This window comes from Zeimonas sediminis (assembly GCF_023721795.1).
In the GTDB taxonomy this organism is placed as follows: Bacteria; Pseudomonadota; Gammaproteobacteria; order Burkholderiales; family Burkholderiaceae_E; genus Zeimonas; species Zeimonas sediminis.
In genome coordinates, this window is the sequence record NZ_JAMQYE010000002.1 from 285,249 (window position 1) to 305,866 (window position 20,618).

A 20,618-nucleotide genomic window follows, 5' to 3' on the forward strand; every position below is an offset into this window, starting at 1 on the left:
CGCATTGCAGCAGACCCCCTGCCGAAATCGTTCGCAATCAGGACCCCGACCATGCTCTACCAGATTCGCGAAGCCCAGCGGGCGGTGCTCAAGCCGCTGTCGAGTTGGGCCGACTCGATGAGCCTTCTGTACGGCGATCCTTACAGCCCGATGGCGATGTTCCCGTTCTCCAACCGGATCTCGGCCGGCTTCGAGCTGCTGTACCGGCTCGGCAAGGACTACGAGAAGCCCGAGTTCGGGCTGAGCGCCACCCGGATCGACGACACCGAGGTGCCGATCGTCGAGCGGGTCGAGATGAACTTCCCGTTCTGCCGGCTGCTGAAGTTCGAGCGGCTGCTGCCGAAGTCGCTGGCGCATCGCTCGACCGACCCCGCGGTGCTGGTCTTCGCGCCGCTGTCCGGGCATCACGCCACGCTGCTGCGCGACACGGTGCGCGCGCTGCTGCCGGATCACAACGTGTACATCACCGACTGGGTCGATGCGCGGATGGTGTCCACCTGGCACGGCCCCTTCCATCTCGACGACTACATCGGCTACGCGATCCGCTTCATCCGGCACCTCGGGCCCGAGGTGCACGTGCTGTCGGTCTGCCAGCCCACGGTGCCGGTGATGGCGGCGGTGTCGCTGATGGCCTCGATGAAGGACCCGCACCAGCCGCGCACGATGACGATGATGGGCGGGCCGATCGACACGCGAAGCAGCCCGACCAAGGTCAACGACCTGGCGATGACCCGCAGCCACGACTGGTTCGAGCGGATGCTGATCCACCGCGTGCCGAGCCGCTATCCGGGCGCCGGCCGCCGAGTCTATCCCGGCTTCCTGCAACACGCCGGCTTCGTGGCGATGAACCCCGACCGGCACATGACCTCGCACTGGGACTTCTATCTCGACCTGGTGCGCGGCGACATGGACGACGCCGAGTCGCACCGCCGCTTCTACGACGAGTACAACGCGGTGCTGGACATGCCGGCCGAGTACTACCTGGACACGATCCGGCTGGTCTTCCAGGAGCACGCGCTGCCGCTGGGCACCTGGGACGTCGAGTTCGAAGGCAAGACCTGGCGCGTGAACCCGGCCGACATCACCGACGTGGCCCTGTTCACGATCGAGGGCGAGCTCGACGACATCTCGGGGCTCGGCCAGACCGAGGCGGCGCAGGGACTGTGCTCGGGCATCCCGAAGAAGAACAAGCAGCACTTCGTGGTGCCGGGCGCCGGCCACTACGGCATCTTCAGCGGCCGGCGCTGGCGCGAGATGGTCTGCCCCGAGGTGCGCGCGTTCATCCAGCAGCACCGCCGCGACGGGGGGCAGCTCAAGCTGGTCGGCTGACCCGGACCCGATGTCCGCAGAACCGTCCGGCGCGACGCTGGCCGACGCGATCGACGCGCTGCTGCCGCAGACGCAGTGCACGAAGTGCGGCTACGACGGCTGCCGGCCCTATGCCGAGGCGATCGCGGCCGGGCGCGCGCAGATCGACCGCTGCCCGCCGGGCGGCGCGGCCGGCATCGCGCGTCTCGCCCGCCTGCTGGGGCGGCCCGAGCTGCCGCTGAACCCCGAGTGCGGCGTCGAGGCGCCCAGGCGGGTCGCCCGGATCGATCCCGACCTGTGCATCGGCTGCACCAAGTGCATCCAGGCCTGCCCGGTCGACGCGATCATCGGCGCGCGCAAGCGGATGCACACGGTGATCGCGGCGCTGTGCACCGGCTGCGACCTGTGCGTGCCCCCCTGCCCGGTCGACTGCATCGAGATGCTTCCCCTCGGGGCCGACGACGCCCGGTGGACCGACACCGACGCGGCGGCGGCGCGCGGCCGCTATCGCGCGCGCGGCTTGCGGCTCGAGCGTGACCGGCGCGCCCGCCAGCAGCGGCTGGCGGCCCGCGGCGCTTCCGCCGCGCACGACGACGCACAGGCGCGCAAGCGCGCGGCGATCGAGGCGGCGATGCGTCGCGCTCGCGAGAGGCTGGAGGGTGCGCGATGAACCGCGAGCGTCGCACCGAGATCTTCCGGCGCCTGCAGGCGCTGAACCCGCACCCGACCACCGAGCTCGAGTACTCGACGCCCTTCGAACTGCTGGTGGCCGTGACGCTGTCGGCCCAGGCGACCGACAAGAGCGTCAACCTGGCCACCCGCAAGCTGTTCGCCGTGGCCCCGACGCCCGAAGCGATGCTGGCGCTGGGCGAGGAAGGCCTGTGCGAATACATCCGCACGATCGGGCTCTACCGCTCGAAGGCCCGCCACGTGATCGCGGCCTGCAGGATCCTGGTCGAGCGGCACGGCGGCGAGGTGCCGCGCACCCGCGAGGCGCTGGAGCAGTTGCCCGGCGTGGGCCGCAAGACCGCCAACGTGGTGCTGAACACCGCGTTCGGCGAGCCCACGGTGGCCGTGGACACCCACATCTTCCGGGTCGCCAACCGGACAGGCATCGCGAAGGGCGCCACGCCGCTGGCCGTCGAGAAGGGCCTGCTGAAGTTCGTGCCGGCGCCCTTCCTGCGCGACTGCCACCACTGGCTGATCCTGCACGGCCGCTACGTCTGCAAGGCGCGCAAGCCGGAGTGCTGGCGCTGCCCGATCGCCGACCTGTGCGAGTACCGCGGCAAGACGCCGGCGCCGGGCGAGAAAGCCGTCCGCCGGCGCGCCGCCGACGACTGAAGACGACCATGTTCGACCCCTCCCGCGACGACGTCCGCCGCTTCTTCTGCGAGGCCTGGCGCAAGCAGCGCGAGGCGCTGCCGCTCACGCCGCTCGAGACGATCGCCGCGGACTGGATCGTCGAGCACCCCGAGTACCACCCCGACCTCGAGTCGCTCGAGCGGGCGCTCGCGGCCGAGTACCCGGTGGAGGGCGGGCGCAGCAATCCCTTCCTGCACCTGGCCATGCACCTGTCGATCTCGGAGCAAGTGCAGATCGACCAGCCGCCCGGCATCCGGGCGGCGCACGACGCGCTCGCCCGCAGGCTGGACTCGCGGCACGAGGCGGCGCACCGGATCATGGAGTGCCTCGGCGAGACGATCTGGCGGGCCCAGCGCGACCGCACGACGCCCGACGCGCAGGCCTACCTGGAATGCATCCGCCGTCAGGCCGGATGACGATTCTGTTACGCTTTCCCACCGGTCAGGCCGCTCGCACTCGAGGTTCGGCCGCCCGCCCGCAGCGCGTGCCGGCAGTCGGGCCCCGTTTCCCACACTGTTCCCCGGCAGACCGAGACCCCGACGGAAGACCGAGATGTTCGGACGCCTGATGCCCCGCGAGGGCAAGTTCTTCGACCTGTTCAACCGCCACGCGGATCGCATCGTCGCGGGTTCCGGCGAGCTCGCCGGATTGATGAGCGACTATGCCGACGTGTCGCTGCGCCGCGCCCGGATCGACGCGATCGACGCGGCCGAGAAGGACGCCGACAAGATCACCCACGAAGCGGTGATCCTGCTGCACAAGACCTTCATCACCCCCTTCGATCGCGACGACATCCACAAGCTGATCACCACGATGGACGACATCCTGGACCTGATCCAGGACGTCGCCGAGTCGGCGATCCTCTACGACCTGCAGCGGATCACGCCCGAGGCCCAGCAGCTCGCCGACCTGAACGCGATGTGCGCCGAGCGGGTCCAGGCGGCGGTCCGGATGCTCGACGACATGGAGAACGCCGAGGCGATCCTGAAGGTCTGCACCGAGATCGATCGCCTCGAGTCCGACGCCGACCGGGTGATGCGCTCGGCGATGTCCAAGCTCTTCCGCGACGAGACCGACGTGCGCCAGCTGATCAAGCTCAAGGCGATCTACGAGCTGCTCGAGTCCGTGTCCGACAAGTGCGAGGACGTGGCCAACGTCATCGAGGGCGTGGTCCTCGAGAACGCCTGATCGGCCGCGCGCGATGAGCTCGGTGCAGATCACCTTCTCGGTGCTGGTGTTCCTGGTGGTCCTGGCGCTCGCCTTCGATTTCATGAACGGCTTCCACGACGCCGCGAACTCGATCGCGACGATCGTGTCCACCGGCGTGCTGAAGCCCTACCAGGCGGTGGCCTGGGCCGCGACCTTCAATTTCCTGGCCTTGTTCGTGTTCGACCTGAACGTGGCGGCGACGGTCGGCAAGGGCATCGTGGAGGCGGCGTCGATCGACCACTACGTGATCTTCGGCGCGCTGGCCGGGGCGCTGGCGTGGAACGTCATCACCTGGCTGTTCGGCATTCCGTCGAGTTCCTCGCACGCGCTGATCGGCGGCATGATCGGCGCCACGCTGGCGGGCTCGGGCGCCGACTCGCTGGTCGCCAGCGGGATCACGAAGACCGCCCTGTTCATCCTCGTCTCTCCGACGCTCGGCTTCCTGCTGGGCGGGCTGTTGATGCTGGCGACCTCGTGGACCTTCTTCAAGGCCACGCCGCGCGGCACCGACCGCTGGTTCCGGCGGCTGCAGCTGGCGTCGTCGGCGCTGTACAGCCTGGGCCACGGCAGCAACGACGCGCAGAAGACGATGGGGATCATCTGGCTGCTGCTGATCGCCGCCGGCGTGACCGACATGGCCGCCAAGCGCCCCCCCGAATGGGTCGTGATCTCCTGCTACCTGGCGATCGCGGCCGGCACGATGTTCGGCGGCTGGCGAATCGTGAAGACCATGGGCCAGAAGATCACCAAGCTCAAGCCCGTCGGCGGGTTCTGCGCCGAGACCGGCGGCGCGATGACGCTGTTCCTGGCCTCGGGCTTCGGCATCCCGGTGTCGACCACCCACACGATCACCGGGGCGATCGTCGGCGTCGGCTCGTCCCACAACGTTTCGGCCGTCCGGTGGGGGCTGGCCGGGACGATCATCTGGGCCTGGATCCTGACCATCCCGGCCTCGGCGATCATGGCCGCCGTGGCCTGGTGGCTCGGCCGCATGCTTCTGTAGGAGCGGACCGATGCAAGCCGATCGGCGCCAGCCGGGCGAGCAGTTGTGGCTCGAGTTGCCGCCGATGTCGGAGTCGGCGCCCCGCCGGCTGCTCGTCTTCCTGCACGGCGCCGGCTCCTCGCCCGAGGCCTTCGTGCCGATCGCGCTGGCCTGGCAGCTGAAGTTCCCCGGCGCGACGGCCGCGGTGGTCGAGGCGCTGCGCCCGTCCAGCGCGAGCGCGGGCAAGGACTGGTACGACCCTGCCGGCGCCTCCTGCGGGCACGCCGAGCGCGTCGTCGAAGCCGCCGAGGAGGTCGCGCGCCGGCTCGACGCGCTGCAGGCCGCCACCGGACTGGCCGGCAGCGAGACGGTCGTGGTCGGCTTCTCGCAAGGGGCCACCGTGGCGCTCGAGCTCGCGCGCCGCGCGCCGGGCTCGGCGGCCATCGTCGTCGCCTACGCCGGGCGGCTGGCGCGGCCGGTCCGGCAGGGCGAGACCGTCGCCCCGACCATCCACCTGATCCACGGCGAGCTCGACAGCGTCGTGCCGACCGCCCACTCCGAGCGCAGCTACCGTCACCTGCGGGCGGCCGGCACCGACGTGTCGCTCGACATCGCGCTCGACGAAACTCATGCGATCGGCCAGGCGCTCGTGAACCTCGGCACCACGCGCGTGCTGCAGACGCTGTTCCGCGGCCGCTCGCGCAAACGCCTTCCCTTTTCCTACCTTCGATCGGAGACTCTGCAATGACTCGTGAAGTCGTCATCGTCAGCGGCGTTCGCACCGCGGTCGGCACCTTCGGCGGCAGCCTGAAGGACCACACCCCCACCCAGCTCGGCGCGGCAGTCGTGCGCGAGGCGGTCTCGCGCGCCGGCCTGGGCGCCGAGGACGTCCATCACGTGGTATTCGGCCACGTGATCAACACCGAGCCGCGCGACATGTACCTGGCGCGGGTGGCCGCCCTCGAAGGCGGCCTGTCGAAGGACGTGCCCGCGATGACGCTCAACCGCCTGTGCGGCTCCGGCCTGCAGGCGATCGTGTCGGCCTCGCAGGCGATCCTGCTGGGCGACGCGGACGCGGCGGTGGCCGGCGGCGCCGAGGTGATGAGCCGCGGCCCGTACCACATGCCGAGCGCCCGCTGGGGCGCCCGGATGGGCGACGGCAAGATCGTCGACATGATGGTCGGCGCGCTGCACGACCCGTTCCACACGATCCACATGGGCGTGACCGCCGAGAACGTCGCGAAGAAGTGGGGCATCGGGCGCGACGAGCAGGACGCGCTGGCCGTCGAGAGCCATCGCCGCGCCGCCGCCGCGATCGCCGAGGGCCGCTTCCGTTCGCAGACCCTGGGCATCGAGCTGAAGACCCGCAAGGGCGTCACCGTGTTCGACACCGACGAGCACGTGCGCGCCGACGCCTCGCTCGAGAACATGGCCAAGCTCAAGCCGGTGTTCGCGAAGGAGAACGGCACCGTGACCGCCGGCAACGCCTCGGGCATCAACGACGGCGCCGCCGCGCTGGTGCTGATGGAAGCGAAGGCCGCGCAGGCCCGCGGCCTGAAACCGATGGCCCGGCTGGTCGGCTACGCGCACGCCGGCGTCGACCCGGAGTACATGGGCATCGGCCCGGTGCCCGCGTCGCGCAAGGCGCTCGAGAAGGCCGGCCTGAAGGCCTCGGACATGGACGTGATCGAGGCCAACGAGGCCTTCGCCGCGCAGGCGCTGGCGGTCTCGAAGGACCTCGGGCTCGACCCGGCCAAGGTGAACCCGAACGGCTCGGGCATCTCGATCGGCCACCCGGTCGGCGCCACCGGCGCGCTGATCACGGTGAAGGCGCTGTACGAGCTGGAGCGCATCCAGGGGCGCTATGCGCTCGTCACGATGTGCATCGGGGGCGGCCAGGGGATCGCGGCGATCTTCGAGCGCGTCTGAGCTCGTGGCCTGGGGCGACGACGTCTCGCGTACTTCGCGCGGGCGTCACGCGCCCATCGTGCGACGGTGTCACGCGGCGGGCTCGCGAGACGGCGTTGCGCGGCGGGCGGACGGCCTTCCGGGCTCGGGCCCGGCGGCGCTGTCCGCTTCGCGGAAACGCTTGGTCGCGCGGACGCTCAGCCCCGTCGCGGAACGCAACTCGCCCGCCTGCGGCGGGCTCAGACAGCGTTCCGCTCTCGCTTCGCTCGCCGGGTCTTCGCTGCGCTCCCGCGCCAGCGCCGAAGGGCCCGAGCCCGGAAGGCCGTCCGCCCGCCGAGGATGCGTAGTTGGCACGCGAGACCCGGCAGCGACTTGCTCTCGAAGACCATTACTCGCAGCACGCGCTACCGCACGTGTCGATCGACCAGCGGACGCTCGCCAAGCGCGAGCCGCGGCACGAGCCTGATCGCGCCGCCCACCGTCCGAGCGCGGCGAGCCGGCAGCCCGGCGCCTGCCCCTGTGCGCTGGCGCGGGAGCGCAGCGAAGACCCGGCGCGCGAAGCGCGAGCGGACCCTTGTCTGAGCCGGCCCAAAGGGCCGGCGAATTGGGGTCCGCGACGGGGCTGAGCGTCCGCGCGACCAAGCGTTTCGCCGAAGGCGACAGCGCGCCGGGGCAGGCGCCGGGCTGCCGGCTCGCCGCGCCCGCGCACTGCTACTAGCGAGCGATCAGGCCGCCGAAACGATGCGCCGCTCCCCAAGCGGCCGCTGGTCGATCGGCGCGTGCACCAGCGCGGCGAAGACCCCGAAGCCGATCACCAGCGCCCACGCCAGGTCGTAGTTCCCGAACTGGTCGAAGAAGCGCCCGCCCAGCCAGGCCCCCAGGAAGCTGCCGATCTGGTGGCCGAAGAAAACGATGCCCCCGAGCAGGCCCAGGTACTTCACGCCCCAGACCTGCCCGACCAGCGCGTTGGTGAGCGGCACGGTGGACAGCCACAGCAGCCCGATCGCGGCGCTGAACAGCCACACCGACCAGGTGGTCAGCGGCGCGAGCAGGAACAGGCCGATGACGAGCGAGCGGGCGACGTAGATGCCCGACAGCAGCCACTTCTTCGGATAGCGCTGGCCGAGCATGCCGGCACCCAGGGAGCCGATCACGTTGAACAAACCGATCAGCGCGATCGCGGCCGCGCCGACGTTCGCCGGCATGCCCTTGTCGAGCAGGTAGGCAGGCAGGTGCAGCTGCAGGAACACGATCTGCAGGCCGCACACGAAGTAGCCCCAGAACAGCAGGTGGAAGCTGCGGTCGCCGAAGGCGTCGCGCATGCCGTCGGCCAGCCTGACCTCGCCGCCCTGCCCCGCGGCCGGCGTGTCGCCGCGCACGCCGAAGGCCAGCACGACGATCGCGCCCACGATCGCGGCGTGCAGGACCAGCGCCGTCTGCCAGCCCAGGTCGGCGATCATCCAGCCGGCCAGCGGCAGGAACAGGAACTGCCCGAAGGACCCCGAGGCCACGCCGATGCCGAAGGCGAGGCTGCGCTTCTCGGGCGGCACCAGCTTGCCGAGCGTGGCGAGGATGATGCCGAAGCTCGTGCCGCCGATCGCGACCCCGATCAGCAGGCCGGCGGACAGGTTCAGGCCCAGTCCGGTCTCGGCCCAGGCCATGCCCAGAAGGCCGAGCACGTACAGCACGCCGCCGAGCAGCAGCGTGCGCAGCGAGCCGTACTTGTCGGCCATCGCGCCCAGGAAGGAGCCGCCGATGCCCCACATCAGGTTCTGGATCGCGATCGCGAACGAGAAGGTCTCGCGCGACCAGCCTCGCGCCATCGTCATTTCGGGCAGGAACAGGCCGAACGAGGAGCGCGCCCCGGTCGAGATGACCAGGATCGCGCAGCCGAACAGCAGGACCTTCAGGTACGACGACGAGGCGGGCGCCGGGGCGCCCGCCGACGGACTCGCGGCGCCCATCGCTCAGGCCACGGCCTTCAGCGCGCTGCGGGCGGCGGCGATCGTGGCGTCGATGTCGGCGTCGGAGTGTGCCGACGAGAAGAAGAAGGCCTCGACCGGCGAAGGCGGCAGGTAGACGCCCGCATCGAGCATCAGGTGGTAGAAGCGCTTGAAGCGCTCGACGTCCTGGCGCTGCACTTCGGCGAAGCTGGCGGGCGGCGCGGACAGCATGTAGATGCCCGCCATGCCGCCGCGATGCTGGGCGCAGAAGGCCACGCCGGCCTCGCGCGCGGCGTCGTTCAGGCCCGCGACGAGCCGGCCGCAGCGCTGGCCCAGCCGCTCGAAGAAGCCCGGCTCGCGGATCAGGTCGATCGTGGCGATGCCGGCGGCCATTGCGATCGGGTTGCCCGACAGCGTGCCGGCCTGGTAGACCGGACCCAGCGGGGCCATCATCTCCATGACCCTGGCCGGGCCGCCGATCGCGCCGACCGGCATGCCGCCGCCGATCACCTTGCCGAAGGCCGACAGGTCGGGCGTGATGCCGACCAGCTCCTGGGCGCCGCCCAGCGCGACGCGGAAGCCCGACATCACTTCGTCGAAGATCAGCAGCGCGCCGTGCCTGGTGCACAGCTCGCGCAGGCCCTCGAGGAAGCCCGGTTTCGGGACGATCAGGTTCATGTTGCCGGGCATCGGCTCGACCATCACGCAGGCGATCCGCTCGCCGTGCTCGGCGAACAGCGCCTCGACGCTGGCCAGGTCGTTGTACTGCGCGACCAGCGTGTGCTTGGCGAGGTCCGCCGGCACGCCGGCCGAGCTGGGCGTGCCGAAGGCCAGCGCGCCGGAGCCGGCCTTGACCAGCAGGCTGTCGGCGGTGCCGTGATAGCAGCCCTCGAACTTGACGATCGCATCGCGTTTCGTGAATCCGCGCGCCAGGCGCAGCGCGGACATCGCGGCCTCGGTGCCGGAGCTGGTGAAGCGCACCCGCTCCACGTGCGGGAAGATCTGGCAGATCCGCTCGGCGAGCTCGGTCTCCATGACGTTCGGCGCGCCGTAGGAGAGCCCGTCGCGCGCCGCGCGCGTGACCGCCTCGACGACCTTCGGGTGCGACTGGCCGACGATCATCGGCCCCCAGGAGCCCAGGTAGTCGATGTAGCGGCGCCCCTCGACGTCCCACATGTAGGCGCCCTCGGCGCGGGCGATGAAGCGCGGGGTGCCGCCGACGGCGCGGAACGCGCGCACTGCGGAGTTCACGCCGCCGACCAGGACACGCTGCGCGCGCTCGAATTCCGATGCGTTGGTGCTCATGCGAGAGGCAATAAGAAAGGGTTGCGGAGAGGACCCGCGCGGGGCGGGCCTAGCCCCCGAAGTCTAATGGATCGATGCCGGCCCGACCCGAACCGCGCAGTGCTTGAAGCCGGGGATCTTTCCGAACGGATCGAGCGCCGGGTGCGTGAGCAGGTTCGCCGCGGCCTCGGCGTACGCGAAGGGCACGAACACGCTGCCCGCCGGCACGCCGTCGTCGGCGCGCGCCAGCAGCTCGATCGCGCCGCGCCGCGACTCGACCCGGATGCGCTGGCCGGCGGCCAGCCCGAGACGGGCCAGGTCGCGCGGGTTCAGCGAGGCGGTCGGCTGCGGCTCGATCGCGTCGAGCACCGTGGCCCGCCGGGTCATCGCGCCGGTGTGCCAGTGCTCGAGCTGCCGTCCGGTGATCAGCGCCATCGGCCATTCGGCATCGGGCAGCTCGGCCCCCGGGACCGGCAGCGCCGGCACGAAGCGGCCGCGCCCGTCGTCGGTCGGGAATCGCTCGCGGAAGACGACCGGCTCGCCCGGCGAGGAGTCGTCGGGACACGGATAGGTGACGGCGCCCTCGCGCTCGAGCCGCTCCCACGAGATGCCGCGGATCGACGGCATCAGCGCGCGCATCTCCTCGAAGACCTCGCGCGGGTGGGCGTAAGACCAGTCGAGCCCGAGGCGGCGCGCGATGTCGACGATGATCGCGAGGTCCTGCCGCGCCTGCCCCGGCGGCTCGAGCGCCTGGCGCGCGAGCTGGACGATCCGATCGGTGTTGGTGAAGCTGCCGGTCTTCTCGGGGAAGGCCGAGGCCGGAAGGATCACGTCGGCCAGCACCGCGGTCTCGGTCGGGAAGATGTCCTGCACGACCAGCAGGTCGAGCTTCGCGAGCGCCTCGCGCGCGTGATGCAGGTCGGGGTCGGACATCGCCGGGTTCTCGCCCATCACGTACATGCCGCGTATCCGGCCGGCCAGCGCCGCGTGCATGATCTCGACCACGGTGAGCCCCGGCTCGCGGTCGAGCGCCACGCCCCAGGCTCGCTCGAACGGATCGGCGGCGCCCGGGTCGGCGACCCGGTGGTAGTCGGGCAGCATCATCGGGATCAGGCCGGCGTCGGACGCGCCCTGCACGTTGTTCTGGCCGCGCAGCGGATGCAGGCCGGTGCCGGGACGGCCGATCTGGCCGGTGGCCAGCGCCAGCGCGATCAGGCAGCGCGCATTGTCGGTGCCGTGCACGTGCTGCGACACGCCCATGCCCCACAGGATCATCGATGCGCCGCTGGTCGCGTAGGCGCGCGCCACCGAGCGGATCGTGGCCGCGTCGATGCCGCAGACCGGCGCCATCGCCTCGGGCGAGCAGCGGGCGACTGCCTCGCGCAGCGCGTCGAAATCGCGGGTTCGCTCGCGAACGAAGGCCTCGTCGACAAGGCCCTCGTCGATGATCGCGTGCAGCATCGCGTCTAGCAGCGCGACGTCGGTGTCGGGCCGGAACTGCAGCACCTGCGACGCGTGACGGGCGAGCTCGGTGCGGCGCGGATCGGCCACCACCAGCGTGGCGCCGCGCCGCGCGGCGTTCTTGATCCAGGTGGCCGCGACCGGATGGTTGGCGGTCGGGTTGGCCCCGATCACCAGGATGAAATCGGCCTTCAGCACGTCGGACACCTGGTTCGACACCGCGCCCGAGCCGATGCCCTCGAGCAGCGCCGCCACCGACGAGGCGTGGCACAGCCGCGTGCAGTGGTCGACGTTGTTCGAGCCGAAGCCGGTGCGCACCAGCTTCTGGAACAGGTAGGCCTCCTCGTTGCTGCCCTTGGCCGAACCGAAGCCCGCCAGCGCGCGCGGGCCATGGACGTCGCGGATCGCCGCCAGCCCGCCGCCGGCGATCGCCAGCGCTTCCTCCCAGCTCGCCTCGCGGAACTGCTCGCGCCAGTTCTCGGGCACGCGGCCGAACTCCGGCTCCTTGCGCGCGCCGGGCCTTCTCACCAGCGGCACGGTCAGCCGTTCCGGACTGGCCACGTAGTCGAAGCCGAAGCGTCCCTTCACGCACAGGCGGCCGCGATTGGCCGGACCGTCGCGTCCGTCGGTGCGGACGATCCGGTCGCCACCCGGCCCCGTCTCGATCTGCCAGGTCAGCTGGCAGCCGACGCCGCAGAAAGGGCACAGCGAGTCGACCTGGCGATCGCCGGGGCCGGCGACGACCGCGGGTCCGGGTGCACCGACGCCGGCGACGTCGGCGGCGTCCGCCGGTACCGAGGCGGCGGCGTGCGCGAGCGGGGCCACGCCTGGCCGGGCGTCGAGCCTTCTGGGCAGCAGCGCGCCGGTCGGGCAGACCTGCACGCACTCGCCGCAGGCCACGCAGCTCGACGCGCCCATCGGGTCGGCCTGGTCGAACACGATCCGGGCCGCGTCGCCGCGCCAGGCGTAGCCGATGACGTCGTTGGCCTGCTCCTCGCGGCAGGCCCGGGTGCAGCGCCCGCACTGGATGCAGGCGTCGAGCTGGACCGCGATCGCCGGATGGCTGAAGTCGGCGGCCGGCTGCTCGCGCGCCGCGAAGCGCGGCTCGCCGACCCCCAGCGCATCGGCCCAGTGCCGAAGCTCGGAGGCCTCGCCGTGGCCGCCGCCGGGCGCGTCGGCGAGCAGCAGCTCGACGACCATCTTCTGGGATCGGCGCGCCCGCTCGCCGGCGGCACTGACCTTCATGCCGGGCGCGGGTGCCCTGCAGCACGAGGCGGCCAGCGCGCGCTCGCCGTCGATCTCGACGACGCAGGCGCGGCAGTTGCCGTCGGGCCGCAGCCCCGGACGGTGACAAAGATGCGGGATCTCGACGCCATGGCGGCGCGCGGCCTCGAGGATCGACTCGCCGGGCAGCGCCTCGACCGGCCTGCCGTCGAGCTCGAAGGCGATCGGGCTCATCGTCCCCCTCCGCTGTCGCCGGGCCCGCGCGAATCGCCGGCCCCGCGCGCCCGGTCGGGCGCGGCCTGCCCGCCGAGCTCGTGGCCGAACCAGCGGATCACCGACCGGACCGGGTTCGGCGCGGCCTGGCCGAGCCCGCAGATCGAGGCATCGGCCATCGCGCCGGACAATTCCTCCAGCAGGCCGGTGTCCCAGTCCGGCGCCCTGAGCAGCTTCGAGGCCTTCGCGGTGCCGGCGCGACAGGGCGTGCACTGGCCGCAGGACTCGTGCCGGAAGAAGTCCATCAGGTTGACCGCCGCCTCGCGCGCGAGATCCTGCCGCGACAGTACGACGATCGCGGCCGAGCCGATGAAGCTGCCGTAGGGCTGCAGCGTGTCGAAGTCGAGCGGCAGGTCGGCGAGCGAAGCGGGCAGGATGCCGCCCGATGCGCCGCCGGGCAGGTAGCCGTAGAGCTCGTGCCCGTCGGCCATGCCGCCGCAGTGCTCGTCGATCAGCTCCCGAAGACTGATGCCCGCCGGCGCGTGCTTGACGCCGGGCTGGCGCACTCGCCCGGAGACCGAGAAGAATCGCAGGCCGCGCCGTCCGCGCCGGCCGTGCGCGGCCCAGCCCGAGCCGTCGGGCCGGCCGTCGGCGCCCGCCGGCTCGGCGAGGATGGCCGCCACGCGCTCCAGCGTCTCGACGTTGTGGGCCAGGGTCGGACGGCCGAACAGGCCGACCTGCGCCACGTAGGGCGGCCGCAGCCGCGGCATGCCCCGCTTGCCCTCCAGCGACTCGATCAGCGCGCTCTCCTCGCCGCAGATGTAGGCGCCAGCGCCGCGGCGCAGGTGGATGCCCGGCAGCCGCATGCCCGGCACCGGCGGGCGCGCCCGCAGCGCGGCGAGCTCGCGCTCGAGCAGCGCGCGCACGCCCGCGTACTCGTCACGCAGGTAGATCCAGCAGTCGTCGCAGCCGACGACGGCGGCGGCGATAAGCATGCCCTCGAGCATGCGGTGCGGCGCGGTCTCGAGGCAATGACGGTCCTTGAAGGTGCCAGGCTCGCCCTCGTCGGCGTTGACCACGAGCATTCGCGGCCCGGGCTCACCGGCCACCGCGCGCCACTTGCGGGCCGCCGGGAAACCGGCGCCGCCCAGGCCGCGCAGCCCGGCGGCCTCGAGCCTGTCGATCACCTGCTCGCGCGTCATCGCCGGGCCGGCCCCGCCCATCGCCCCGCCTTGCGCACCGGAGCCTGCCAGCACCGCCGCGAGCGCACGGTAGCCGCCGGCAGCCAGGTAGGCGTCGAGGTCCTGGGCATCCGGCAGCGGGCACTCGCGCAGCCCGCCGTCGACCGCGGCGCGGACCGAGTCGGTCGTGGCCGCGCCGACCGGGAAGCGGCCGACGACGGCCACCGGGGCCTGCTCGCAACGACCGACGCAGGGCACTCGCTGAACCCGCACGCCGGCTCCGAGCAGGGCCGGCAAGGCGTCCGCCAGGGCCTCGCCGCCGGCCATCGCGCAGGAGATCGACTCGCAGACCCTGACCGTCAGCGCCGGCGGGGGCGCCGCGCCGTCGCCGACCAGGTCGAAGTGATGGTAGAAGCTCGCGACCTCGAAGACCTCGGCCTGCGAGAGCCGCATCTCGTCGGCCAGCGCCGCGATCATCGAGGCGCTCAGGCAGCCCTCGGCATCCTGGATCCGGTGCAGGTGCTCGATCAGCAGGTCGCGGCGGCGCGGGGCGTCGCCGAGCAGCGCACGCAGGCGCTCGCGGCCGCCCTCGTCCGGCTGGCGCCCCTTCGGCTTGCCCGGCGGGCGGCGATACGCGGACGGGCTATCCTGGTCGAGCCGATTCTGGTGCACCGGCGGGCTCCCCTGCGGTTTTCGATCCATCTCCCGGACTCTAGCAGCGCCGGGAAATCCCTCACAACGCGAGGTCGACCGTTTCGAGATGCTCGGGCACGCGCACCCGCCAGCCGAAGGTTTCGCTGATGCGCTGGCGCAGCGCGTCGGCGGCCTCCGGCTCGCCGTGGGTGACCCAGACCTGTTCGGGCGGGCGCTTGATCGCGGCGAGCCAATCGATCAACTCGTCGGCGTCGGCATGGGCCGAGAAGCCCTCGAGCTGGGTGACCGAGGCCCGCACCGGGAACCACTCCCCGTGGATCTTGACCTCGCTCGCGCCGCCCACCATGTGCGCACCGCGGGTGCCACCCGCCTGGAAGCCCGCGAACACGATGTGGTTGGCCGGATCGGGCGCGAGCCGCTTCAGGTGATGCAGCACCCTGCCGCCGGTGGCCATGCCGCTGGCCGAGATGATGATCGACGGCACGTGCACCCCCGCGATCGCCTTCGACTGCTCGGGCGTGTTCGCGAGCTTCGCGACCTGGAACATGCCTGCGGTTTCGTCGGCCGACAGCCGGTGGTAGTGCCGGAAGCGCCGGTACAGCTTCGTGGCGTCGATCGCCATCGGGCTGTCCAGGAACACCGGCAGATCGGGGATCTCGCCGCGCTGCTTGAGCAGCCAGATCGCGTACATCAGCAACTGCGCCCGCCCGACCGCAAAGGAAGGGATCAGGACCGTGCCGCCGCGCGCGGCGGTCTCGACGATCACCTTCGCGAGCAGCTGGACGGTGTCCTCGTCGACGTGCCTGCGATCGCCGTAGGTCGACTCGACGACCAGCGTGTCGGCGCCGTCGATCGTGCGGGGCGGCCTCATCAGCAGGTCGTGGCTGCGCCCGAGGTCGCCGCTGAAGACCAGCGAGCGCTTGCCGCGGCGGATCTTCACGATCGACGCCCCGAGCAGGTGGCCGGCCGGGACCAGCTCGGCGGTGAGCCCGCCGCTCAGGCCGAACGGCTCGTTGAACGAGACCGGCTCGATCAGCGACAGCGCGAGCTCGGCGTCGCGCACCGTGTACAGCGGCTCGGCCGGCGCGTGCTTCGAGTAGCCGTGCCGGTTCGCGTACTCGGCCTCCTCTTCCTGCAGCCGCGCGCTGTCTCGCAGCAGGATCCCGCAGAGCTCGGCGGTACCGCGCGTGGCCAGCACCCGGCCGCGAAAGCCGCTGCGGGCGAGCACCGGCAGCCAGCCGCTGTGGTCGAGATGCGCGTGCGTGAGCACCACCTCCTCGATGTGCCTGAGCGGCATCGGGAAGGGCTGCCAGTTGCGCTCGCGCAGCTTCTTGAAGCCCTGGAAAAGGCCGCAGTCGACGAGGACCTGCGCCTCGCCGGTGTCGATCAGGTAGCGCGAGCCGGTGACGGTGTCGGCGGCGCCGGCGAAAGTGAGCTTCATCGTCGAGGCGTTTCGAAGTCGGCAGTTCCTGTCGGGTCTTCAATGGTCGCACGATGCCGCCGCTGGTAGATTGCCGATCGCCGATTCCCGGCATTCATCGTCATGGAGATCCCGATGAGCATCTTCCGCGCAGCGGCCCTGGCGCTCGGCGCCTCGCTGGCCCTGTCCGCCCCCATCGCCGGCGCCCAGGCCTGGCCCTCGAAGCCGATCAAGGTCGTCGTCACCTTCCCGACCGGCGGCGCGCCGGACATCCTGGCCCGGATCTTCAGCGACAAGGCCCAGCTCGGCCAGCCGGTGATCGTCGACAACAAGCCGGGCGCGGGCGGCAACATCGGCGCGGACATCGTGGCAAAGTCGGCCGCCGACGGCTATACGGTCGTGATGGGCACCGTGGGCACCCACTCGATCAATGGCTCGGTCTTCGCGAAGATGCCCTACGACATGGTCAAGGACTTCACGCCGGTCTCGCTGATCGCCTCGACGCCGAACCTGCTGGTCGTGAACAACGACGTGCCGGTCAAGACTGTCCAGGACCTGGTCGCCTACGCCAAGGCGAACCCGAACAAGCTGTCCTTCGGCTCGCCCGGCATCGGCACCTCGGTCCACGTTTCGGGCGAGCTCTTCAAGTCGATGGCGGGCGTGCAGATGACGCACGTGCCGTACAAGGGCCGACAGTTCGCGATCCCCGACCTGGTCGGCGGACAGATCCAGCTGATGTTCGACAACATGCCCTCGGCGCTGCCGATGGCGCGCGACGGCAAGATCCGCGCCGTGGCGCAGACCGGCGCGAAGCGTTCGGCCGCGGCACCCGACGTGCCGACCGTCGCGGAGAGCGGCCTGCCCGGCTTCGAGGCGACATCGTGGTTCGCACTGTTCGCGCCGGCAGGCACGCCGCAGGCGGTCGTCGACAGGCTGGCCGCCGAGGCGCAGCGGATCTACAAGCTGCCCGACGTGGCCGAGCGCCTCGCCAAGCTGGGCCTCGACCCGATCCTCTCGACGCCCGACGAGCTTGCGAAGTTCCAGGCCGCCGAGATCGCCAAGTGGGCGAAGGTGGTCAAGGAGTCGGGCGCGCGCGTCGAATGAGAACGGCCAGGTGAACCTGCCGCGCGGCTCGCTGCGATTCCTTCGGCCGTTCCCGGGCGAGGCTTACTGGAAGAACTCCTTGACCCGGTCCATCCAGCCCTTGTGCTGGGGACTGTGGCGGGGGTCCTTCAGCGACGCGTCGAGCTCGCGCAGCAGCTTCTTCTGCTGGTCGGTGAGCCGCACCGGCGTCTCGATCGCGATGTGCACGTAGAGATCGCCGGGGTAGCTGGACCGCAGACCCTTGATGCCCTTGCCGCGCAGCCGGAACTGCTTGCCCGACTGCGTGCCTTCGGGCAGCTCGATCTCGGCCTTGCCGTCGAGCGTGGGCACCTCGATCTTGCCGCCCAGTGCGGCGGTGGTGATGCCTATCGGCACTTCGCAGTGCAGGTCGTCGCCGTCGCGCTGGAACACCGGGTGCTCGCGCACCCTGATCTCGACGTACAGATCGCCGGGCGGGCCCCCGTTGAGCCCGGGCTCGCCGTTGCCTGCCGAGCGGATCCGCATCCCGTCGTCGATGCCGGCCGGGATCTTCACCTCGAGCGTCTTGGTCTTCTTGACCCGGCCCACGCCGTCGCAGGCGGTGCAGGGATCCGGGATCACCTTGCCGGAGCCGTGGCAGGTCGGGCAGGTCTGCTGGATCGAGAAGAAGCCCTGCTGCACCCGCACCGCGCCCTGTCCGTTGCAGGTGCCGCAGGTCTTCGGCTTGGTGCCGGGCTTGGCGCCGGTGCCGCCGCAGGCGTCGCAACCCTCCCAGCTCGGCACGCGGATCTCGGTGGTGTAGCCGCGCGCGGCCTGCTCCAGCGTGATCTCCATCGCGTAGCGCAGGTCGGCGCCGCGGTAGACGCCGGCGCGACCGCCGCCGCCCTGCCTGGCGCCGCCGAAGATGTCGCCGAAGATGTCGCCGAACACGTCGGCGAAGCCGCCCGCGCCGGCGCCGAAACCGCCGGGGCCGCCGCCGAAGCCGGCGTTCGGGTCGACGCCGGCGTGACCGAAGCGGTCGTAGGCCTCGCGTTTCTGCGGCTCGGAGAGCGTCTCGTAGGCCTCCTTGACCTCCTTGAACTTCTCCTCGGCCTCCTTGCTGTCCGGATTGCGGTCCGGGTGGTACTTCATCGCCAGCTTGCGATAGGCCTTCTTCAGCTCATCGTCGCTCGCGTTCTTGGCGACGCCGAGGACTTCGTAGTAGTCGCGTTTGGCCATTTCTGTCGGGGAAGGGAGAAGGGAGAAGGGAGAAGGGGTTCAGGCTTCCGCACGGCGCCGAATCGACGTCTGCAGACCCATCAGCATCCCGCTCACATCTTCCGCCGTCTTCCTCAACTCCTGTGAGTCGTTCAAATAGCCGAGTCGCTGCGCGAGCTCGATCAGCGTATCGAGCTCTGACAGCGACCCGGCGGCGATGCCCAGGGACTTCCCTTCCTCAAGCGTCCCGCTTCACTTCCTTGAAGTCCGCGTCGACCACGTCGTCGTCCTTCGGACGCTTGGCCTCGGCCGCGCCCTCGGCGCCGCCCGCTTCGCCGGCCGCCTGCTGCATGTCGGCGTACATCATCTCGCCGAGCTTCTGCGACGCGGTCATCAGCGCGTTGGTCTTCGCCTCGATCTCGGCCTTGTCGTCGCCCTTGAGCGCCTGCTCGGCGGCCATGATCGCATCCTCGATCTTCGCCTTTTCCTCGGCGTCGATCTTCTCGCCGTGCTCGGCCAGCGATTTCTTCACCGAGTGCACCAGCGCGTCGGCCTGGTTGCGCGCCTGCGCGAGCTCGACCCGCTTGTGGTCTTCCTCGGCGTTGGCCTCGGCGTCCTTGACCATCTTCTGGATCTCGTCTTCCGAGAGGCCCGAATTGGCCTTGATAGTGATCTTGTTTTCCTTGCCGGTGGCCTTGTCGCGGGCCGACACGTGCAGGATGCCGTTGGCGTCGATGTCGAAGCCGACCTCGATCTGCGGCGTGCCGCGCGCGGCCGGCGGGATGCCCTCGAGATTGAACTCGCCGAGCAGCTTGTTGCCCGCGGCGACCTCGCGCTCGCCCTGGAAGACCTTGATCGTGACCGCCGGCTGGTTGTCCTCGGCGGTGGAGAAGGTCTGCGAGAACTTGGTCGGGATCGTGGTGTTCTTCTGGATCATCTTGGTCATGACGCCGCCCAGCGTCTCGATGCCGAGCGACAGCGGGGTCACGTCGAGCAGCAGCACGTCCTTCTTCTCGCCCGCCAGCACGGCGCCCTGCACCGCGGCGCCGACCGCCACCGCCTCGTCGGGGTTGACGTCCTTGCGCGGCTCGCGGCCGAAGAACTCCTTGACCTTCTCCTGCACCTTGGGCATGCGGGTCATGCCGCCGACCAGGATCACGTCGTCGATCTGCGAGGCCTTCAGGCCGGCGTCCTTCAGCGCGATCCGGCAAGGCTCGATCGTGCGCTCGACCAGTTCCTCGACCAGCGCTTCGAACTTGGCGCGGGTGATCTTCAGGTTCAGGTGCTTCGGGCCGCTGGCGTCGGCCGTGATGTAGGGCAGGTTGATCTCGGTCTGCTGGCCCGAGGACAGCTCGATCTTCGCCTTCTCGGCGGCTTCCTTGAGCCGCTGCAGCGCGAGCACGTCCTTGCCCAGGTCGACGCCCTGCTCCTTCTTGAACTCGGCGATGATGTAGTCGATCAGGCGCTGGTCGAAGTCCTCGCCGCCCAGGAAGGTGTCGCCGTTCGTGGACAGCACCTCGAACTGCTGCTCGCCGTCGACGTCGGCGATCTCGATGATCGAGATGTCGAAGGTGCCGCCGCCCAGGTCGTAGACCGCGATCTTGCGATCCTTGCCGCCGCCCTTGTCCAGGCCGAAGGCGAGCGCGGCCGCGGTCGGCTCGTTGATGATCCGCTTCACTTCCAGGCCGGCGATCCGGCCGGCGTCCTTCGTGGCCTGCCGCTGGCTGTCGTTGAAGTAGGCCGGAACCGTGATCACGGCCTCGGTGACTTCCTCGCCGAGGTAGTCCTCGGCGGTCTTCTTCATCTTGCGCAGCACCTCGGCCGACACCTGCGGCGGCGCGAGCTGCTTGTCGCGCACCTTGACCCAGGCGTCGCCGTTGTCGGCCTTGACGATCTCGTAAGGCATCAGCGCGATGTCCTTCTGGACCTCCTTTTCCTGGAACTTGCGGCCGATCAGCCGCTTGACCGCGTACAGCGTGTTCCTCGGATTGGTGACCGCCTGACGCTTGGCCGGCGCGCCGACCAGGATCTCGCCGTCTTCCATGTAGGCGATGATCGACGGCGTGGTGCGCGCGCCTTCCGAGTTCTCGATGACCTTGGGCTGGCCGCCCTCCATGATCGCGACGCAGGAGTTCGTGGTTCCCAGGTCGATGCCGATGATCTTGCCCATCTGTGGATTCCTCAGTGTC

General features: G+C 70.7%; 16 protein-coding genes and 1 pseudogene. 9 read left to right on the forward strand and 8 right to left on the reverse strand.

From position 1 onward, the window contains the following. Window positions 1–51: 51 nt before the first annotated feature. The 8 genes and pseudogenes from M6I34_RS16740 (at window position 52) to bktB (ending at window position 6,790) form a co-directional block, all read left to right on the forward strand. Window positions 52–1,329 carry a polyhydroxyalkanoate depolymerase gene (locus tag M6I34_RS16740; RefSeq protein WP_272486951.1) on the forward strand — a complete coding sequence of 426 codons (1,278 nt, stop codon included), beginning with the start codon at window positions 52–54 and terminating at the stop codon, window positions 1,327–1,329. A gap of 10 nt (window positions 1,330–1,339) precedes the next feature. Further along, window positions 1,340–1,966 (forward strand): annotated as a pseudogene (gene rsxB, locus M6I34_RS16745) (electron transport complex subunit RsxB); the annotation flags it as partial. A gap of 8 nt (window positions 1,967–1,974) precedes the next feature. Beyond that, on the forward strand, window positions 1,975–2,649 hold the full coding sequence (nth, locus tag M6I34_RS16750; RefSeq protein WP_272486952.1) for an endonuclease III: 675 nt from the start codon (window positions 1,975–1,977) through the stop codon (window positions 2,647–2,649). Between the two features lie 8 nt (window positions 2,650–2,657). Further along, the gene (locus M6I34_RS16755; protein WP_272486953.1) at window positions 2,658–3,086 is read left to right on the forward strand and encodes a DUF1841 family protein; all 429 of its coding nucleotides are present in this window, start codon (window positions 2,658–2,660) and stop codon (window positions 3,084–3,086) included. 136 nt (window positions 3,087–3,222) lie between these two features. After that, on the forward strand, window positions 3,223–3,858 hold the full coding sequence (locus M6I34_RS16760; RefSeq protein WP_272486954.1) for a DUF47 domain-containing protein: 636 nt from the start codon (window positions 3,223–3,225) through the stop codon (window positions 3,856–3,858). Between the two features lie 13 nt (window positions 3,859–3,871). Then, a complete protein-coding gene (locus tag M6I34_RS16765) occupies window positions 3,872–4,882 on the forward strand; it encodes an inorganic phosphate transporter (protein WP_272486955.1) in 1,011 nt (336 codons plus the stop codon). A 10-nt stretch (window positions 4,883–4,892) separates the two neighbouring features. Continuing rightward, window positions 4,893–5,609, forward strand: a complete 717-nt coding sequence (locus tag M6I34_RS16770; protein WP_272486956.1) for an alpha/beta hydrolase — start codon at window positions 4,893–4,895, stop codon at window positions 5,607–5,609. Then, a complete protein-coding gene (gene bktB / locus M6I34_RS16775; RefSeq protein WP_272486957.1) occupies window positions 5,606–6,790 on the forward strand; it encodes a beta-ketothiolase BktB in 1,185 nt (394 codons plus the stop codon). Before M6I34_RS16770 ends, bktB begins: the two co-directional genes overlap by 4 nt. Before the next feature lie 704 nt (window positions 6,791–7,494). Here bktB and M6I34_RS16780 read toward each other — a convergent pair. The 5 genes from M6I34_RS16780 to M6I34_RS16800 all read right to left on the reverse strand — a co-directional run bounded on the left by M6I34_RS16780 (window position 7,495) and on the right by M6I34_RS16800 (window position 16,170). Further along, a complete protein-coding gene (locus M6I34_RS16780) occupies window positions 7,495–8,733 on the reverse strand; it encodes an MFS transporter (protein ID WP_272486958.1) in 1,239 nt (412 codons plus the stop codon). 3 nt (window positions 8,734–8,736) lie between these two features. Further along, on the reverse strand, window positions 8,737–10,017 hold the full coding sequence (gene hemL, locus M6I34_RS16785; protein ID WP_272486959.1) for a glutamate-1-semialdehyde 2,1-aminomutase: 1,281 nt from the start codon (window positions 10,015–10,017) through the stop codon (window positions 8,737–8,739). Between the two features lie 63 nt (window positions 10,018–10,080). Then, window positions 10,081–12,915, reverse strand: coding sequence for a formate dehydrogenase subunit alpha (fdhF, locus tag M6I34_RS16790; RefSeq protein ID WP_272486960.1), 2,835 nt, complete (start codon window positions 12,913–12,915; stop codon window positions 10,081–10,083). Beyond that, window positions 12,912–14,747 carry an NAD(P)H-dependent oxidoreductase subunit E gene (locus M6I34_RS16795; protein WP_272486961.1) on the reverse strand — a complete coding sequence of 612 codons (1,836 nt, stop codon included), beginning with the start codon at window positions 14,745–14,747 and terminating at the stop codon, window positions 12,912–12,914. Before M6I34_RS16795 ends, fdhF begins: the two co-directional genes overlap by 4 nt. 61 nt (window positions 14,748–14,808) lie before the next feature. Beyond that, entirely contained in the window at window positions 14,809–16,170 is a 1,362-nt protein-coding gene (locus tag M6I34_RS16800) for an MBL fold metallo-hydrolase RNA specificity domain-containing protein (protein ID WP_272486962.1), read from the reverse strand. A gap of 114 nt (window positions 16,171–16,284) precedes the next feature. Between M6I34_RS16800 and M6I34_RS16805 the strand changes: the two genes are divergently transcribed. Beyond that, window positions 16,285–17,253 (forward strand): Bug family tripartite tricarboxylate transporter substrate binding protein, encoded by a 969-nt coding sequence (locus tag M6I34_RS16805; RefSeq protein ID WP_272486963.1) that lies wholly within the window; start codon window positions 16,285–16,287, stop codon window positions 17,251–17,253. Between the two features lie 63 nt (window positions 17,254–17,316). Here M6I34_RS16805 and dnaJ read toward each other — a convergent pair whose 3' ends face one another. Genes dnaJ through dnaK form a run of 3 tightly spaced genes read right to left on the reverse strand, consistent with a single transcriptional unit; the run spans window position 17,317 to window position 20,599 of the window. Then, window positions 17,317–18,450, reverse strand: a complete 1,134-nt coding sequence (gene dnaJ / locus M6I34_RS16810) for a molecular chaperone DnaJ (RefSeq protein WP_272486964.1) — start codon at window positions 18,448–18,450, stop codon at window positions 17,317–17,319. 39 nt (window positions 18,451–18,489) lie between these two features. Then, on the reverse strand, window positions 18,490–18,654 hold the full coding sequence (locus M6I34_RS18285) for a four helix bundle protein (RefSeq protein WP_418953570.1): 165 nt from the start codon (window positions 18,652–18,654) through the stop codon (window positions 18,490–18,492). Window positions 18,655–18,667: 13 nt separating this feature from the next. Then, complete coding sequence (dnaK, locus tag M6I34_RS16815) at window positions 18,668–20,599, reverse strand: molecular chaperone DnaK (protein ID WP_272486965.1); 1,932 nt, start codon at window positions 20,597–20,599, stop codon at window positions 18,668–18,670. Window positions 20,600–20,618: the final 19 nt, after the last annotated feature.

Bases quoted from the DNA above. Each gene is read 5' to 3' on its own strand.
- M6I34_RS16740 (WP_272486951.1), top strand. From the start codon at position 52: ATGCTCTACCAGATTCGCGAAGCCCAGCGGGCGGTGCTCAAGCCGCTG.
- nth (WP_272486952.1), top strand. From the start codon at position 1,975: ATGAACCGCGAGCGTCGCACCGAGATCTTCCGGCGCCTGCAGGCGCTG.
- M6I34_RS16755 (WP_272486953.1), top strand. From the start codon at position 2,658: ATGTTCGACCCCTCCCGCGACGACGTCCGCCGCTTCTTCTGCGAGGCC.
- M6I34_RS16760 (WP_272486954.1), top strand. From the start codon at position 3,223: ATGTTCGGACGCCTGATGCCCCGCGAGGGCAAGTTCTTCGACCTGTTC.
- M6I34_RS16765 (WP_272486955.1), top strand. From the start codon at position 3,872: ATGAGCTCGGTGCAGATCACCTTCTCGGTGCTGGTGTTCCTGGTGGTC.
- M6I34_RS16770 (WP_272486956.1), top strand. From the start codon at position 4,893: ATGCAAGCCGATCGGCGCCAGCCGGGCGAGCAGTTGTGGCTCGAGTTG.
- bktB (WP_272486957.1), top strand. From the start codon at position 5,606: ATGACTCGTGAAGTCGTCATCGTCAGCGGCGTTCGCACCGCGGTCGGC.
- M6I34_RS16780 (WP_272486958.1), bottom strand. From the start codon at position 8,733: ATGGGCGCCGCGAGTCCGTCGGCGGGCGCCCCGGCGCCCGCCTCGTCG.
- hemL (WP_272486959.1), bottom strand. From the start codon at position 10,017: ATGAGCACCAACGCATCGGAATTCGAGCGCGCGCAGCGTGTCCTGGTC.
- fdhF (WP_272486960.1), bottom strand. From the start codon at position 12,915: ATGAGCCCGATCGCCTTCGAGCTCGACGGCAGGCCGGTCGAGGCGCTG.
- M6I34_RS16800 (WP_272486962.1), bottom strand. From the start codon at position 16,170: ATGAAGCTCACTTTCGCCGGCGCCGCCGACACCGTCACCGGCTCGCGC.
- M6I34_RS16805 (WP_272486963.1), top strand. From the start codon at position 16,285: ATGAGCATCTTCCGCGCAGCGGCCCTGGCGCTCGGCGCCTCGCTGGCC.
- dnaJ (WP_272486964.1), bottom strand. From the start codon at position 18,450: ATGGCCAAACGCGACTACTACGAAGTCCTCGGCGTCGCCAAGAACGCG.
- dnaK (WP_272486965.1), bottom strand. From the start codon at position 20,599: ATGGGCAAGATCATCGGCATCGACCTGGGAACCACGAACTCCTGCGTC.